This is a genomic window from Maribacter taeanensis (genome assembly GCF_047345145.1).
In the GTDB taxonomy this organism is placed as follows: Bacteria; Bacteroidota; Bacteroidia; order Flavobacteriales; family Flavobacteriaceae; genus Maribacter_C.
The window spans coordinates 322804-339923 of the sequence record NZ_JBLFER010000002.1 but is presented as its reverse complement, the minus strand read 5'-3'; the positions used below and the strand labels follow the sequence as shown (position 1 = coordinate 339923).

Sequence of the window (17120 nt, the reverse complement as noted above, 5' to 3'; positions counted from 1 at the left end):
GTAATTCTTTTAGAACAGTTTCTCTCTGAGGGGAAACCCTATTCAAAACATTTTCTTTAACTCATTCTTAGTCACTTTCCCTAAAACATTTCTAGGGAGCTCTTTCTGAATTATATATTTTCTAGGAATCTTATAACTAGGCAATTGTCTTTTTAGCCAATTCGAAATTTCATCAAAATCAGGCGTGCCATCTGAAACAATACAAGCCGATACAATTTCTCCCCATTCTTCATCGGGTAATCCTACCACGGCGCAATCTGCTATATCTTGGTGTTTGCGCATAACATCCTCAATCTCCAAGGCAGAAATTTTATAACCTCCTGATTTGATGATATCAACACTATCGCGCCCAAGTATTTTGTAAAAGCCTTTGTTTAAAACGGCAATATCCCCAGTAATAAACCAACCATCTTTTGTAAAGGCCTTTTTAGTGGCTTCTTTTTTTTGCCAGTATTCTTTAAAAACACTTGGTCCTTTGATTTGAAACTCCCCTGGCTCGTTTTCACCGACGGTTTTATTATCTGAATCTACCAATCTCATTTGAACACCAGGCAAAGGAAGCCCAACATGACCAGGCCTTCGTTCATCATGATAAGAATTGGATAGACCCATGCCGATTTCTGTCATTCCATAACGTTCTAATAGGGTTTGGCTTGAAATTTCACGCCATTTTTCTAAAACAGGAACAGGTAGTGCTGCAGAACCGGAAACCATCAATCGTAATTTTGATGCAGCATCAGAAAGTTCTTTTTGTTCTTCGGATGGAGCTTTGTCCCAATAGGAAATCAACTTGTAGTAAATCGTTGGCACTGCCATAAATAAAGAAAGACGACCTGATTTTATAATGCTCCAAACCTCATGCGCATCATACTTGGGAAGAAACTCGCAACATGCCCCCGACCAAAGGGCACAACTCATGACATTGATAATACCATGAACATGGTGCAGCGGGAGTATGTTTAAAATATAGTCATTCGCTTCCCATTCCCATGCATTTACCAAAGTAGTAATCTGTGCTTCAATGTTAGCATGAGTAGTTACAACACCTTTTGGCTTGCTTGTAGTTCCGCTGGTATAGAGAATCATGGCCCTACGTTCCGGTTGAATATTGGGCAATGAAGATGTGTTTTTTACAAGGAAATCTTCCAACGGAAGTATAGAAATATCCAATTCTTTTTCTAGAGGCTTTAGAAAATCGATATAGTCTTTATGAGTGATTACAATTTCCGCTTGTGTATCCTCCAAAACATATCGAATTGAAGGCAACGGATGAAGCACACAAAGTGGAACCGCAATACCGCCAGCCCTCCAGATACCCCACTGTAAAGCTGTATATTCATTGGTTGGAGGTACTAAAAAGGTAATTCTCGCTTCATTCAGGTCGGTTTTATCAGCTAATAAATTACCCGCTACATTCTGCGAAGCTTCTAATAATTGTTTATAAGAAAGTGAATTACCTCCAGAAACCAAAGCTGTTCTCTCTTTAAAAGTAGAAGCTCTTTGGATTAACTTTATCATGAATTAAAAATAAGGTTATAGCGGGAAAAAAGCCGCTATATTATTGAGCAAACTACGAATATTTTTGTTGGTTTGGCGTGAACTACTCCAATGAAAATGCAATAATCTGATTTCCTTTTTCCGTTCCCAACTTTTCGCCGCCGCAGGCTATTGCGAGATATTGTTTACCATTAACTTCGTATATCGCGGGTGTTGCAAAAGCAGCTGCGGGCAGTTTGTATTCCCAGAGTAAATCGCCCGTATGTTTGTTAAAAACCCTAAAATAACCATCTTTAGTTGCGCCGATAAAAAGGAGTCCGTTTTCAGTGACTACAGCACCACCATAGTTTTCAGTACCAGTACCTTTTCCAGCTTCACCCAATTGAGGTGTATCTCCAAAGGGAATGGACCAAATATATTCCCCTGAGTTCAAATTTATCGCGTGCATTGTGCCCCAAGGAGGTGAGATACCGGGAAGGCCATTACTATCCAAAAATTTATTGTATCCGGTATGTTTATAGCTTATATCTTCTGTTGTTTTATCAACTTTTTCGGATACACTATGCTGTACTTCCTCTTCATATAAAAACCTAAGTAAAGCATCCATTTCCTCTTTTTCGATTTGAGGGAAACCTGTCATCATTCCTTTCCCATTGGCGATGATATCAGCAACCTCTTTTTTGTCTTTTCGTAATTGTAAATCTAGCAATGAAGGAAATCCGCTAGCTTCCAATCCTTCTCGATTGGTTTGATGACAACTAGCACAATAGTTTTGATATGAGGCTCTCCCTTTTGGAGTGTTGTCAGCAATTTCATCTGCAATACCAAGTTGAAGATTCCAAGCCATTTCATTGGAATTTATATAAATGATTCCGTCCTCGGGGTCTGCAGCGGCCCCTCCCCATTCGGCCGCACCGTCATATCCTGGAAGTAAAAAACTTGGCGTTAATGCAGGTGGCGCATATTGACGTTTGTCAGAAGCCTTAAAAGTTTCCAGCAGTTCTTCTTTGTTTTCTGCGAAAGGACTAATATCCGCTTCGGTCATATCTTGCGACTGTCGCGCAAAGGGTTTTGGTTTAACAGGCAGCGGTTGCGTTGGCCAGGCTTTTTCTCCTTCGATGGAAGAGGCGGGCATAGGAACTTCCACAATATCAAATAAGGGTTCGCCGGTCAGTCTATTAAACAAATACACATGGCCTTGTTTGGTCACTTGGGCAACTGCAGGAATCTTTTTCCCATTGCGCTCAACCATTAAAAGATTTGGTGGAGCTGGCGGGTCACGGTCCCAAATATCGTGATGCGTAAATTGAAAGTGCCAAAGACGTTTTCCAGTGTTTGCATCCAGGGCTAAAAGACAATTGGCGTATAGGTTACTTCCTAATCGGTCACCCCCATAAAAATCAGGCGCAGCTGACCCAGTTGGCACATAAATGATTTCATTTGCTTCATCGACCGCCATTCCAGCCCAATTGTTTGCAGCTCCAACTACGGGACTTTGCCTTGGGTCGGAGCTCCATGTATCAGAACCTTCTTCCCCTTTTTCTGGCAGGGTATGAAAAACCCATTCAACTTTCCCTGTAATGATATTGAAAGCGATAATGTCTCCGGGAGGAGCGCCGGCACCTTCTGATAAACGTAATGGCATAACAATAATATCTTTGAAGACCGCACCCGGAGTATTTGAAATCACGAACTTGTTTTGAGCCGATTCTGGCATTCCTGAACGCATATCGACTTTTCCGTTATCTCCAAAGGAAGGAATAGGTTTCCCCGTTAGGGCATCCAAGGCGAAAAGATTAGAACCCCTTGTACATAGAATTCGTTTATGATTGCCTTTTTCCCAATACGAAACACCCCGAGAAGTCGAATGCCAGATCTTGACGGAATCACCAAACTGCCAAATTTCTTTTCCAGTTTCGGCATTTAGCGCAACAACTCGTAATGCCGCGGTAACTCCGTATAAAATAGAATCAACGACAATAGGGTTCATTTGCATTTGTCCAGAATCGGAAGCCTCATATGACCATGCAACTTTCAAGTTTTGAACATTTTCAGGAGTAATTTGAGAAAGGGTGGAGTAGTGGCTGCGACCTGAACCACCTAGATAGGAAGACCACCTTTTGTATTCTTTTTTGGAAGTATTTTTTTCTTCTTCTGTATGGCATCCCACTATCATTAATACCAATACAACAAACAGGCATTTTTGTGATGACATCGAACTTTAAATTTTGATTCCTCTTTAAAAGTAAGCAAAAAGACAATGTTCCCAAATCAGAATAGCACTAACATCTTTTTTGAAAAAATAATCGACGCATAATACCATATGAAGTTCTGAAACCCCCTTTGTCCTAAGATTCCAGTTTACTGCTTAAGGTAAAACGTGATTTTAGTACAACCAGTATTAGATTCCTTAGTTGTTAAGATAAGTGTGTTGCCGACGATTTCCATTGTTGCGGTACTACACTCTCGAGCTACAGGCCCCTCATCTACGCATAGTTCCAAGCTGCTGCCACTTAAGCTGAAAGTGCCTGCTGTTGATAACGAGATAGGAATTGCCAATAGTACGCTACTTCTACTTCTACTAAAATTACCAGAGTCAAATGTATATCTTTCAAAACGGCAAAGAAATTCTGGGTTGTCTGTGCATGGCTCATTCGAAATAAAGTCGCTGTTCTTAGCGGAATTGTCGCTTGAATCGTCACAGTTTCTTAATTCCGTGGCCTGCATAATCCAAGTCCCCTCAAAGGAAGCATCAGGTTCATCCTTACTACAGGAAATTAATAAACAGGAAGAAAAGAAGAAAATCGCATAAAAGCTCTTATAATCCATAACCAGTGTTTAAGGGATTTCTTCAGCTGGTACTGCAATAGGGCCATACGAGCACCGAAGTTGAAACCAAAGAAATCGATTGCATTTTTGGTCTTGATGGTACTTTAATGAATGAAGGTAGGAAGAACCAAGTCTGGAATATGTTAAAAGATGACTAAAACTCGAAATTAAAGCTGAAATTTTCGATGTTGATGTAACGCAGTTATGGGGTATGGGCCTTTATAGCGTTTTACATATGTTTAAAACTATTAGCAGACGGCCTTTAAAAAAGAGAATTGTTTTATGAACTCTAAAAACGAAAGTTCAGAAGCGTCTTTTTTGATTTTTTCTTTGATGTAGAAACGACCTTCTTCGCGATTCCAACCTAAGACTACGGACTTATATTCAATATCCTTAGAGATTTCGTAAATGGTTTTAATTTGTTGAACTTGTAAGGCTAGTTCTTCAATACTGTTATATTTTTTTCCTTCCCCGAAGAGTTTTTCTACAATTTCTCTATCCTTAGAAATTATATTTTCCGGAGTTTTTTCTATGATGCATTGCAAGGTGTTTTCATCTGAAATTTTTCGAAGCATGTCCTGAAGTTCTTCTTGATAAAGGTAGTTGGCCCCACCATGCCCCTCTTTTAATTCGTATCCATACGATAGTATGTGGTCATCAGGAGTCATATTAATTCCGAAGGGGATGTACGACAAAGAAATTCGGGTATCGGTGCCTTTTTGAGGAACTTCGGCGTCTAAAAAGAAAACCGAAGAGGTGATTTGGTATTCTGTACTGTCCGATTTGGGAAGGAAAGTGCGAAGGCCAAAATTTTCGGGTAAGATTGTATGAAGCCCCTTATTTGAGGATACCTTCTTGCTCCAACTACAAGCATCCCATTTCGTTTGCAAGGTTGTATACACTCCGCTAGAATTTTTAAAAGCGCCAACAGTAGTTTCAGTGTAACATCCACATCCTTCCTCTGTAAAAGCAACTTTTAAATAGCCATTTTTCGCGTCATCTATAATTTCATATTGGCCACCATGTTCTTCCGAGATGTCAATACGTCCACCAGCTTCTTTCCATAACATATCTTCTAGGGGGCCTTTCTGACATATTAAAGTGTTAACAAACATGAAACAAATAAGGGCCAGGGAAAACTTCATTTATAATTCAAATTGGTGGTTAAACTGAGCGATTTTGAAACCTTTTTCTAAAACCTTTTTAGACTGGTTGCTTTCTAAATCTAATAAGCGATTTGTATGATTAAAATGAATAAAGTGGATTTTTTGCTTATCCGATTGAGAGAGTTTTTTAAAAATGGCTATACTCTCAATAACAAACGGATGCGGAATTTGAGAAATATCCCTTGTATTCAACTCATTCCCATCATAAAAACTAGCATCCAAAAAAGCATAATCTACAGTTTTTATCACATCGATAATATTGGTTTCCCATTTCTCCCACTTATCGATATCAGGAATGAATAGTGCGGTTTTATTCGGACCAATAATTTTGAAACCTACGGTTTCTGAGAATTCATCGCGATGGGGCACTTGCAATGGAACAACTTTTAGATTGGAGGTCATTGAAAGCATAGCCCCATTTTCAATTGGGTGCAAATCAATATTCTTTTGAGAAACCAATTGGCTCCAAGGTCCATTTTGTTCCAAAAAGATTTTCATTTTGGGCATTACATAGGTTGGAATGGCTTTGGCGTTGGTTGCTTCTTTACCCAAATACATGAGTCCAGAATAATGTCCGATATGGGCATGGGTTAAGAAAATACCATTGGGTAATTCAGCAGCTTCCCATGAGGCACTCCTCTTTAGAAATTTTAATTGTTCAGAAATATCTGGTGTTGCATCAAATAAAAAGGTTTGTTGGTTTTCATGGTCAACGACTCCCAAAGAAACCACCTTTCGTGCAGCATCTGGGTTTTCGAATAAAACCGAACAACATTCTTTTTTACATGCAATATGAGGCGAACCGGCATCTTGAATAGTGCCTAAAATTACTAACGAAAGTCCAGTTTGGGTTGATGCCGTAATTTTTTTCGAAGATTTCTTCTTATCGGAATCAACACATGAAAAAAACAAAAAGAGTAAACTTGTAATAACTAGGCTTCGGTTTTTCAAGGCTTGAGTTTAAGTATTGAAAGTTAACTAAAAATTCAATTTAAACATCTCAATTACAAAGTAGCCCCATAGTTGTAACTTTATTGCTTAAATTGATGAAGTATAACCAATCAATTTTTCCCATGTCACAACTAGCAGCAAAAGTTTCTAAACGTCTTTTTTCTTTAGATGTATTTCGCGGGCTTACCATGTTTTTGTTAATTGCTGAAGCTGCAGGGTTCCATCATAATTTTTCGGAACTAGCAGAAGGAATGATCTTTTCAGGAATAGCCCATCAACTACATCACCATCCTTGGAACGGTCTTCGATTCTGGGATTTAATTCAACCTTTCTTCATGTTTATTGTTGGAGTCGCTATGCCATTTTCTTTACGAAAACGTTTGGCTACTGGAAATAGGAGTGCTGCTACGAAGCATATTCTCAGACGCTGTTTTTTGCTTTTTGCATTCGGAGTTCTATTGCATTGCGTATATAGCCATGCCGTAGTTTGGGAGCTGTGGAATGTATTAGTACAATTAGCTTTCACCATTTTGATTGCTTACGCAATCATGAATCTACCGCATAAATTTCAGATTGCTATATCTATAGGTTTATTGGCGCTAACCGAATTGTTATATAGAATGTACAATCCTGACGCGCCCTATGCACAGGGCCATGAAAGTTTTGGTTCTTATGTTGATATGTTGGTCATGGGGCTTGAAAATGATGGTTATTGGGTATTTATCAACTTTATTCCGACTGCAGCACACACCATTTGGGGAGTAATTTGCGGACAAATACTACTATCAAATACACCTGCAAAAGATAAAATAAAACCTTTCTTAATCTGGGGAACCGTTATCTTAATTTTAGGCTTTGCCCTTGATTTGCTCAACATAACCCCAATAATAAAGCGTATTGCCACATCTTCTTTCACGTTATCCTCAGGGGGCTTTGCAATATTAACTCTGACATTATTTTATTGGTTAATAGATGTAAAGAACAACAAAAATAAATGGCTAAAAATTTTCTCCGTCGTAGGAACAAATTCGATTTTTATCTATCTTTTTTCAGAAACGGTTGGTGTGCAATGGTTTCGTGATTTTGGAAAAATTTGGACTGCTGGACTTTTTTCCCCGTTAGGACTTTCTGAGAACTTAATAATGGTAATCAATTCACTTTTTGTATTGTTCATCTTCTGGTATATCACCTATTTCTTAGATAAACATAAAGTCTATTTCAAAGTATAATTTTTACATTAAAACCACAACATGAAAAATAGAGTTTTAACGCTTTTTTTGTTGCTTTTTACTTGGGTGACGACAGCGCAAACAGATACCATACCTAAAACAGCATTTACGAAAATGTATCTGCCTGTTTGGATAGAGGCAACTGAACATTGTATGGATGTCGCCAAGGCGATGCCCGAAGAAAAATATAGTTATAAACCAACTGAGGTAAGCAAAACCTTTGCAGAACAGATGGTGCACATTGCCGCTGCAAATAAGCTATTGACCCAACGCTATGTTCTTGGGATGGAGGTAAAACCTAATACTCCAGACGCCTCAAAAATGACAAAAGCGGCAGTTTTAGCTTTGATGAAAGAGAGCTTTGAATATACGGCACAAGTGGTGCGAACAATTGAGCAAGAAAAGCTCGACGAAACCTGTAAAATGTACCATAGCGGAAACACAGTTAGTCGTGCTTTTGCAATGTTTTATGTACAAGACCATTTGGCAAACCATCGTGCAAAATCGAATTTGTATTTGCGCATTAATGGCATTGAGCCACCAGAGTATACTTGGTGAATTTACTTTAAAATTCCCTCGTACTTCGAAGTATTTCCTAGTAGCTCAGTAGCAGCTAAGATGGCATCATCGTTTTTCAAATAATATTCGAAAAGCCCTTCGCGATAGAAATAGCGCTTTACGATTTCATCTTCCAACTTGCTTTGAATTTCTTTTTGATGGGTCGTCAAAGCTGCAGTTTTGCTCTTTTCGATATCCAATAGAAGCGTTTTAAAGTCTTCTTCCACCGTCGAATTAAAAATGACATCTTCTTTATTTATCATCGCTTCTTTAATGGCTTTTTCAGTTTTGGTTTCAAAAGAGAAATTACTTTGAGAAACGAAGTTCTTAAAGTTTTGAAAGTCGGCATCTGAGAATTTGAAATCGCTTACGCTAGCGATTTTATTTTTATAGTAGTAGTCGGTTGCAAAGTCAAAAATCACATTATTATTTAAAAGAGCAGTTGTTAACGGATTAGCCTTTACCGCTTCAATTTCAATCTCAGGCAATACACCACCGCCATCTTCAACTTTTCTTCCATTTCTAGTTGTGAATTCGTTGAAGGTCGTATTGCGAACTGCATTGTTGTTTTCGTCTCTGTTCCAATAATCCAAAGATTGAATACATCTTCCAGAGGGAGTAAAATATCTTGAAATAGTAACTTTCAATTGGGTTCCATAGGTCAAACGAAGTGGCCGTTGCACTAAACCTTTTCCAAAACTTCTGGCGCCCATAACTACGGCACGATCTAAGTCTTGAAGGCTCCCCGATACAATTTCACTAGCTGAAGCGCTGCTTCCATTTACAAGAACTACCAAAGGAATCTCTGTATCAACCGGTTTATTTTTGGTTTTGTATTCGCGATTGAATTTTTTGACTTTTGACTTTGTAGTTACAATCAATTCGCCTTTGTCAATAAAAAGATTGGTAACATTGATGGCTTCAGAAAGTAATCCACCAGGATTGCCTCTTAAATCTAAAATTATTTTTTCAGCACCTTTTCCTTTCAAATCAACAAGAGCGGCTTTTGTTTGACTTGAGGCTTTTGCATTAAACTTGGCCAAGACAATATAACCAGTTTTATCATCTACCATTTTATAAAAGGGTACTGCATCAACTTCAACTCCAGCCCTTGTAATGGTTGCTGTTTTGGTATCTCCCTGCCTTTTATAAGTAACTTTTACAGAAGTGTTATTAGCTCCTTTTAAAAGTTCGCTTCCGTTGTCATCGAAATCGGCAATGTTGATATTTCCGATTTTAATAATTTGGTCTCCTGCTTTGAGTCCTGCTTTATCTGCCGGATAATCTTTATACGGCTCAATAATCACCAATTTGTCTTTGTATGAACGAACCGTTGCTCCAATTCCAGAGTATTCTCCAGCATTGTTGATTTTATAAGCTTCAACATCTTGTTCGTTTAAGAATTTGGTATACGGGTCCAACTCATCAAGCATGTTCTTGATGGCAGTATCCATCAATTCTGCAGGATTGGTTTCATCCACATAATTCATATTCAATTCTTTGAAAAGTGTGGTGAAAATTTCGATTTGCTTGGCAATTTCGAAGAAGTCACTTTTAAAACTACTTCCTGTGACCAATATAACAACCGCAAAAACGGGAATTAAAACCTTTTTTTTGAGCAATTTATTCATCGTTGATTTTCTTTTTGAATTTATGAAGTGCCGCCGTCAAGTTTTTCTCCACAAGAGGGTAATCAGGCATCTCCTTACCAAGGTATAAAAATAGAAACGCAAAAGACCCCTTACTATTGTTAAAAACTAACGCTTTGTTAAGGCGATAACTTTCTCGCATCAAACGCTTGATTCGGTTGCGTTTCACCGCACTTTTGAAGTTTTTCTTGGGGACCGTTACTCCGGTCTGAATGGGAACATCAAAAGGAAGCTCCGTTTTTAAATAAAGGAGTTTTATAGGATAGTTTGATACACTTTTCCCATCAACAAAAAGCTGGTCAATTAACTTTTTGCTTTTAAGTTTTTCTTTCTTTGGGAAGGATAATCCCATGCTTTAATTTTTCGGCATTGGAGTCGGCTGCCAAGTGTTATTATCTTGATCGACATCAGCCATCAGTTGCGACGGATCAATTATAACCGCTTTGATATCTTCTATAGGTCGATTAACACTAAAGCCATAAGATGGATTTGCCCAAGTCCAATCTTCAAGAACAGTTCTCTTCAATTGAGGATACGGATTCTCCTTTTCGCCACGCATCATTCGTAATGGCGCGTAAAATGTTTCCTGAGAGCCATCATTATAAACCACCAAAACATCTATAGGCATTGGCATTAGCCCAATACGTTCTAGACTAATGTTTGTTTTTTCTCCGTCGGCAACGACTTCTTTAACGCCGTAGTCGATTGTGTTAGTGGTTTGTGTCCAATCCATTAAGTACCAATCCAACTCGATTCCAGAAACCTTTTCAGCACTTCTCTTAATATCGTTAGGCACCGGATGTTTGAACTTAAAGTCTGCATAATATTTTTGAAGGGCTTCCATGAGTTTATCCTGACCGATTACATAGCCTAGCTGAGATAAGAAAATAGCCCCTTTGCTATAAGCAGAAATGCCATAGGGTGTATTTGCGTCGTAACGATCGGCATGAGTGGTTTGGGGCTGTTCTTTGCCAGAACCAACCAAATAGTAATACCCTTTATACGAACCTTCAAACGGATTTTCTTTATTCTGCTCTCTAATTTCATTGCTGCATAAGGCAGAAACAAATGAGGTAAATCCCTCATCCATCCATTCGTGTTTAGCTTCGTTAGTTGCTAAAATATGTTGAAACCAAGAATGCGCTAATTCATGAATCATTGTGCCAATAACGCTTCCGGGTTTATCTCCACCAGTGATCAAAGTTGCCATGGCGTATTCCATTCCACCATCTCCTCCTTGAATAACTGAGTATTGTTTATATGGATACTCTCCAATATTCTTACTGAAAAAGCGCATTGCTTTTTCGGTTAAAGGTTGCACTTTAGTCCAAGTAGCTTTAAACTTCTCATCGTTTTTGTATAAGAAATGAAGTGTTGGCCCATCCTCCATTTGTAAAGTATCATGCAAGTATTCAGGATCGGCGGCCCACATAAAATCATGTACCATTGGCGCTTTAAAGTGCCATGTCAAGGTCTTGCCTCTTTGTTTTTTAACTTTTGTTCCAGCTGTTTCATAACCATGCCCTATTTCTTCTGGATTTTGAAGATATCCCGTACCCCCAACAATATAATTTTTATCGATGGTCAGTTTCACATCAAAATCACCCCAAACACCATGAAATTCACGAGCGATATAAGGGTCGGCATGCCAGCCTTCAAAATCATATTCGGCCAATTTGGGATACCATTGACTCATAGAGAGCGCAACGCCATCCTTATTATTTCTTCCTGAACGTCTAATTTGAACAGGTACTTGACCTTTGAATTCCATATCAAAAGTGGTTTTTCCGCCAGCGGGAATTGGTTTCGCCAAGGTCACCACTAGAACTGTACCTTCTTCGTTGAATTTGACATCAACACCATCTTGTTTTAAAGAAGTAGGATGCAAATACCCTATCTCACTCTCTGAAAGTGTAGCAATTCTACTCGTCTTTTCAGAAGTGGTCATTCTGCCATCGGGGTCGGCGATGTTTTGCAGTCGCATGTCCATTTCGCTTCCTGGCTGAAAGGCGTTGAAATACAAATGATAGTAAACCCGAGTAAGTTCCTCAGGAGAGTTGTTGGTGTAGACTAATTTTTGAGTTCCGGTGTACTGATAGTTTTCTACGTTCATATCAACTTCCATGGTATAATCGACATGTTGCTGCCAATAGTTAGAAGTGTTTTGTGCGTTTAGTAATCCTAAAAATCCGGAGAAAACAAATATTAAAATTGAAGATTTGTAATTTTTATACTGCATGGTATATTATAATTGAGTTTTTCCTGTGCTTACTTCACTAGCCATAATCATTGCGTTATACGCATTGACAATTCGACCAGAAGTAGATATGTCTTGTAAAGTGGAAACCTTTTCAGCTTGACCCCCAAGAATCACTTTTGCTTTAATCGGGAGTCCAGATTTCATGATGATTTTTTTCACTTGAGCCGCGCTCAACTTTGGATATTGCGAACGGATTAAAGCGGCAACTCCTGCAACTCCTGGCGCAGCCATTGAAGTACCTCCTTGATAGTCGTATTTATTATTTGGCATTGTTGAATAAACTTCATCTCCAGGTGCAAAAACGTCTACATTTATATCACCATAGTTTGAAAAAGTAGCTAACATCTCTGAACCATATTTAGGCGCTAAGGCACCTACGGTAATTACGTTATCTGCAATTTCTGGGCCATTATTCACTGCATCATTCGGAAAGTTCGGCTCGTTAGGGTCATCTAGGTTTGCACCATCATTGCCTGCTGCATGAACAAAAAGAACATCTTTAGCTGCCGCGTATTTTAGGGCTTCATAAACCCAATCGGCATTTGGAGAAAATGCTTTTCCGAAACTAGCGTTGATGATTTTAGCTCCATTATCTACAGCATAACGAATGCCTAATGCAATATCTTTGTCATATTCATCTCCGTTTGGTACTGCACGAATACTCATTATAGCTACGTTATTTGCAACCCCATTTGCTCCTTTACCATTATTACGTTCTGCTCCAATGATACCAGCTACGTGTGTGCCGTGACTTTCATCTTCTGAACGGCTTTGTGGATTACCGTTACCATAATTTTTATCATTGATGTCGTATGGATTGTCACCTACCGTTTTTCTTCCATCAAAATCGACATTATAGTTGTAATTGGCCTGATCAGAGAAATATTTGATGCCCTCACCTAACTCATCAATAACTTCTGGAATAGTGTCTTTGAATGTGAACATTTGATTTAAAACTGCTATATGCTGTTGCATTGCAGGGTCTTGCGTTTTGATACCCGCCACATCTTTCTTGGTATAGTCTTTTTTGCCCAATTGTTGTTGAACCGCAGCATCTGCCTGCTTAACAGCTTGAAGAATTTGCTCATATTGTTGTTTGTTTTGTACGGCTTTAGCATATTCAGCATCTACTTTCGCTTTTGCTTTTGCTTGCATTGCCGCATCTCCAAGTTTTAGCTTAACTATACGGGCTGCCTCTAACTGCTCATTGTAAGACTCACCCAAAAAGTTATAGCCGTGAACGTCATCTATGTAGCCGTTATTATCATTGTCTTTCCCATCACCGGCTCTTTCACCCTTGTTGGTCCAAAGAACATCATCTAGATCTTCATGTTTAAGATCCATTCCTGAATCTAATACAGCTACAATAACTTTTTGCCCTTTTTTGTTTCCGATAATAGTTCTATACGCCTTGTCAATACTCATACCAGGAATAGTATCTGAAGCTAAGTCTAAATGACCCCAATTCTTTTTTTGAGTTTCTGTAAGGTCAGCTATTTTTAAAGGGCTACTGTCAATATTTTCTACTGGAGTCGAAACTAATGTCGTTGCTCCACAACCCAATATAAGGACTGCTGAAAATGCAAAAATAATTGGTTTAAAATAACGTGTCATACGGTCAATGTTAATTATAATTAGTGAATTTCGATGTGTTTGTAAATCTGGTAAACATTAGGAAAAAACTTCATTAAAATTGTAAACTTCATTTAATCGAACTCCTTTTTCCGTGGTCTGCAAGGTACAAATTTCGTTAAAGGCATCATGTTCAAAAAATAAAAGGTATTCTTTGGAAACAGCAGTTTCAAGAAATTTGGCTTTTTCATCCATTGTCAATAGTGGTCGGGTATCATAGCCCATTACATATGGAATAGGAATATGTCCAGCGGTTGGAATCAAATCTGCGGCGAACACCAAGGTTTTTCCTTTGTATGAAATATGAGGTAGCATCATTTTTTCGGTATGACCATCAACAAAGAGGATGTCAAACCCTAATTCTGAATTTTTAAGAAATGGGCCTTGATCGCGGGAAACAAATTTCAATTGTCCACTTTCTTGCATTGGCAAAAGGTTCTCTTTTAAGAAGGAAGCTTTTTCACGCACATTGGGTTCAGTGGCCCATTTCCAATGGTTTTCGTTCGTCCAAAAAGTGGCGTTTTTAAAAGCGGGTTGGTAGCCGGTTCGATTCTTGTTCCATACAATGCTTCCCCCACAATGGTCAAAATGTAAATGGGTCATAAAGACATCGGTGATATCATCACGATGAAAACCATTTTTGGCTAGAGATTTATCTAAGGTATGGTCGCCCCATTGATAGTAGTAACTAAAAAATTTCTCTGACTGTTTGTTACCTAAACCGTTATCAATCAAAATAAGTCGCTCATGATCTTCAATCAAAAGGCACCGTGCGGCCATGTCAATCATATTATTTGCATCGGCAGGATTCGTTCTTTGCCAAAGCGTTCTTGGTACTACCCCAAACATGGCGCCGCCATCAAGTTTGAAATTTCCGGTTTCTATGGGGTAGAGGGTCATAAAATGCTCAAAATAGACTGCAAATTAAGAATAAGCAACGAGAGATAGAACCTATTTGGTAGTCTAATGTACTATTTAATATTGTTTTATTAGCTGATAAAACTGCTGTAACTTCTCTCTATTTCATTTCATCTAAGAGGATGGCTAATTCCTTACCATAATCTATAAACCCAATGGTTTCATCAGTTCTTGCTAATTTGATTTTATCAAAAATGACCAGTGCCTCACCATTACTTTCTAGATGGTAAATCTGATGATTTTCAAAAAAGTGAATAATTTCATCTGTAAAAAATGACCGAATTTCAGACTCTTTACTTCCCATAAGCAGAAATTTTTTGGAAAAATCTGGATACATCTCAAAATCAATATCCTTATACCCGGTATATGCCATAACTCGGTCAAATAGTCTTTCTAATACACCTTCTTTTTCCATTGTAAAAACGGGTATTTTTCTATTCAATTTTAAGACCATTAGGGTTGTATTAAAGGTCTCTGCCGTAAAAGCGGCACCTTCACTGAAGGTTACATCTGCAATTTCCCAAGACACATCCAAATCTTTGAATGTTCCTTTGAGACAATTTGATTTACGTTCGATAGGTCTTATTTCAAAAAAGTGAAAATTCTTCAGGTACTTCGTATCCCAATCTACTTGATTCGCGTATTCGTAATCTTTTTCATTTGCTAAATCTTGTAATCGCTTTTGCCTGGGCGCTAATTTAGCAACAGAACTGTTTAAAGAAATTTTTAAAGCCCTATTATGGCTAGAGGACGAAACATGCGAGTCCAAGCCATTTATAATGACTTTACCTCCTGTATCTTTCTGTATTTTCAGATAATCTACGATGTAATCCATATAGGTCATACCAACCAATCTGGTTTCCGACAAATCGATATTCACATCTGCACCGGAAGGAATTTGGGTTACTAATTTGTCGATTTTTAAGATGCCTAAAAAATTTGCAATTCCCTTAATATTTAAATCATAGCTACCATCTGGTTTCTTGACTAATTCTGAACCCGATTTATAGACCATTTTAAAAAATTGAGGAATGGACACCCTTGCCAAAAGCATGTGACTCACCATGGCCAATAATAATCCGCCAAGTAATCCAATTAATAGGTTGGTGTAAAGAGTTAAAACCATGGTACCCACAAAGAATATGAGCTGCTCTGTTCCTTGGCTATATACTTGTTTAAAGACCGCAGGTGAAGCTAATTTAAACCCTGTATACACCAGTAAAATTGCAAAAGCACATAGCGGTACTTGACGCATTATTGGGCTCAACAACACAATAAAAATTAACAACAACAATCCTTGATACATATTAGACCACTTAGTCTTTGCTCCATTATGAATATTGACTGTACTTCGAATAATTACAGCAATGATGGGTAATCCACCTATCAAACCCGCCGCAATAGTACTCAAACCAATACCTGTCAAATCTTTATTCAAATCGGTCTTTCGTTTGTATGGATCAATTTTATCAACTGCTTTCGCTATGGCCAATGATTCAATACTGGTTATAATTAAGATGGAAAATACGGTTGTCCAGAATTCAATGGTCTTAATTTTACCAAAATTGGGGTGCATTATTGAATCCATAATATTATCAGGAATGTCCAGTAGAAGAGTGGGTCCTACCTCATATGCCTTTCCAAAGAATGAAAGGGTATGTTGGTCAAAGAAATTGAAAAAGTAAACAAACGGAATGGAAAGCGCAATGACCCACATTGGCGCAGGCAGAAAATGGAAAAACCGATAACTGATTTTAGAATGAAACAGTAATAAAAGCAAACCTACCAAAGCGATAATCACCACAAAAGGATTCGCTTGAGGCAATAGAACAAACGCATCAATAAGGTTTTGTATGATGCTCGGACTATCAGAATGTGTACCCATCGCCACATGTATTTGCTTGGCGAAAATGATGATTCCGATGGCCGCCAAAATACCGTGAATCACCGAAGAATGGAAGATATCTGCTAGTCGGCCCAATTTCAATAGCCCTAGTAAAACTTGAATAGCTCCTGAAACAACCACTGCCGCCAATACATAATTAAAGGCTTGCCCTGAACCATCATCCATTAAGGTAATACCCAAAAGGATGACTGCAATTACACCCTTGGCAGGACCATTAACCGATATATGTCCACCTCTGTAAAGTGTGGTTACAACCCCACCAACAATTGCAGAAATGATACCTGACATGGCAGGTGCGCCTGCTGCTAAAGCAATTCCTAACGAAAGCGGTAAAGCAATAAGTGAGACACTCACCGCTGCTATTAAATCGCTTTGCCAATTTTCAACTAAGCCCTTGAACCCTTTTTTAGGTGTAATTTCCATTTATTTAACTATTTGGGCATCTAAAATATAAGATTTTGAATATGTTTCTCCCCGACAGTATTCCTTTCAAAAAACAAGTAATTCGTTTGGTTTCAAATACAT

13 protein-coding genes are annotated in these 17120 nt (G+C 38.4%); 2 read left to right on the top strand and 11 right to left on the bottom strand.

Features of this window, described 5'->3' with window-relative positions:
• Positions 1 to 42 precede the first annotated feature (42 nt).
• From ACKWCD_RS07405 to ACKWCD_RS07385, 5 genes are all read right to left on the bottom strand, one after another.
• Positions 43 to 1518 (bottom strand): acyl-CoA synthetase, encoded by a 1476-nt coding sequence (locus tag ACKWCD_RS07405; protein WP_413983305.1) that lies wholly within the window; start codon positions 1516 to 1518, stop codon positions 43 to 45.
• A gap of 82 nt (positions 1519 to 1600) precedes the next feature.
• Positions 1601 to 3712, bottom strand: a complete 2112-nt coding sequence (locus tag ACKWCD_RS07400) for an outer membrane protein assembly factor BamB family protein (RefSeq protein ID WP_413983304.1) — start codon at positions 3710 to 3712, stop codon at positions 1601 to 1603.
• A 146-nt stretch (positions 3713 to 3858) separates the two neighbouring features.
• The gene (locus tag ACKWCD_RS07395; RefSeq protein WP_413983303.1) at positions 3859 to 4326 is read right to left on the bottom strand and encodes a hypothetical protein; all 468 of its coding nucleotides are present in this window, start codon (positions 4324 to 4326) and stop codon (positions 3859 to 3861) included.
• Positions 4327 to 4574: 248 nt separating this feature from the next.
• The gene (locus ACKWCD_RS07390; RefSeq protein ID WP_413983302.1) at positions 4575 to 5471 is read right to left on the bottom strand and encodes a hypothetical protein; all 897 of its coding nucleotides are present in this window, start codon (positions 5469 to 5471) and stop codon (positions 4575 to 4577) included.
• Positions 5472 to 6443 carry an MBL fold metallo-hydrolase gene (locus ACKWCD_RS07385; protein WP_413983301.1) on the bottom strand — a complete coding sequence of 324 codons (972 nt, stop codon included), beginning with the start codon at positions 6441 to 6443 and terminating at the stop codon, positions 5472 to 5474.
• Positions 6444 to 6565: 122 nt separating this feature from the next.
• On the opposite strand from ACKWCD_RS07385, the gene ACKWCD_RS07380 reads away from it, so the two are divergent.
• Positions 6566 to 7672, top strand: coding sequence for an acyltransferase family protein (locus ACKWCD_RS07380; protein ID WP_413983300.1), 1107 nt, complete (start codon positions 6566 to 6568; stop codon positions 7670 to 7672).
• A gap of 21 nt (positions 7673 to 7693) precedes the next feature.
• Positions 7694 to 8230, top strand: a complete 537-nt coding sequence (locus ACKWCD_RS07375; RefSeq protein WP_413983299.1) for a DinB family protein — start codon at positions 7694 to 7696, stop codon at positions 8228 to 8230.
• Positions 8231 to 8232: 2 nt separating this feature from the next.
• On the opposite strand, the gene ACKWCD_RS07370 is transcribed toward ACKWCD_RS07375, so the two are convergent.
• The 6 genes from ACKWCD_RS07370 to ACKWCD_RS07345 all read right to left on the bottom strand — a co-directional run bounded on the left by ACKWCD_RS07370 (position 8233) and on the right by ACKWCD_RS07345 (position 17018).
• Positions 8233 to 9861: a S41 family peptidase gene (locus tag ACKWCD_RS07370; RefSeq protein WP_413983298.1), complete on the bottom strand. Its 1629-nt coding sequence runs from the start codon at positions 9859 to 9861 to the stop codon at positions 8233 to 8235.
• Entirely contained in the window at positions 9854 to 10231 is a 378-nt protein-coding gene (gene rnpA / locus ACKWCD_RS07365) for a ribonuclease P protein component (RefSeq protein WP_413983297.1), read from the bottom strand. Before rnpA ends, ACKWCD_RS07370 begins: the two co-directional genes overlap by 8 nt.
• A gap of 3 nt (positions 10232 to 10234) precedes the next feature.
• Positions 10235 to 12118, bottom strand: a complete 1884-nt coding sequence (locus ACKWCD_RS07360; protein ID WP_413983296.1) for a M1 family metallopeptidase — start codon at positions 12116 to 12118, stop codon at positions 10235 to 10237.
• Between the two features lie 6 nt (positions 12119 to 12124).
• Positions 12125 to 13753 carry a S8 family peptidase gene (locus ACKWCD_RS07355; protein WP_413983295.1) on the bottom strand — a complete coding sequence of 543 codons (1629 nt, stop codon included), beginning with the start codon at positions 13751 to 13753 and terminating at the stop codon, positions 12125 to 12127.
• A 57-nt stretch (positions 13754 to 13810) separates the two neighbouring features.
• Positions 13811 to 14671 carry an MBL fold metallo-hydrolase gene (locus ACKWCD_RS07350; protein ID WP_413983294.1) on the bottom strand — a complete coding sequence of 287 codons (861 nt, stop codon included), beginning with the start codon at positions 14669 to 14671 and terminating at the stop codon, positions 13811 to 13813.
• A 118-nt stretch (positions 14672 to 14789) separates the two neighbouring features.
• Entirely contained in the window at positions 14790 to 17018 is a 2229-nt protein-coding gene (locus ACKWCD_RS07345; protein WP_413983293.1) for a SulP family inorganic anion transporter, read from the bottom strand.
• Positions 17019 to 17120 lie beyond the last annotated feature (102 nt).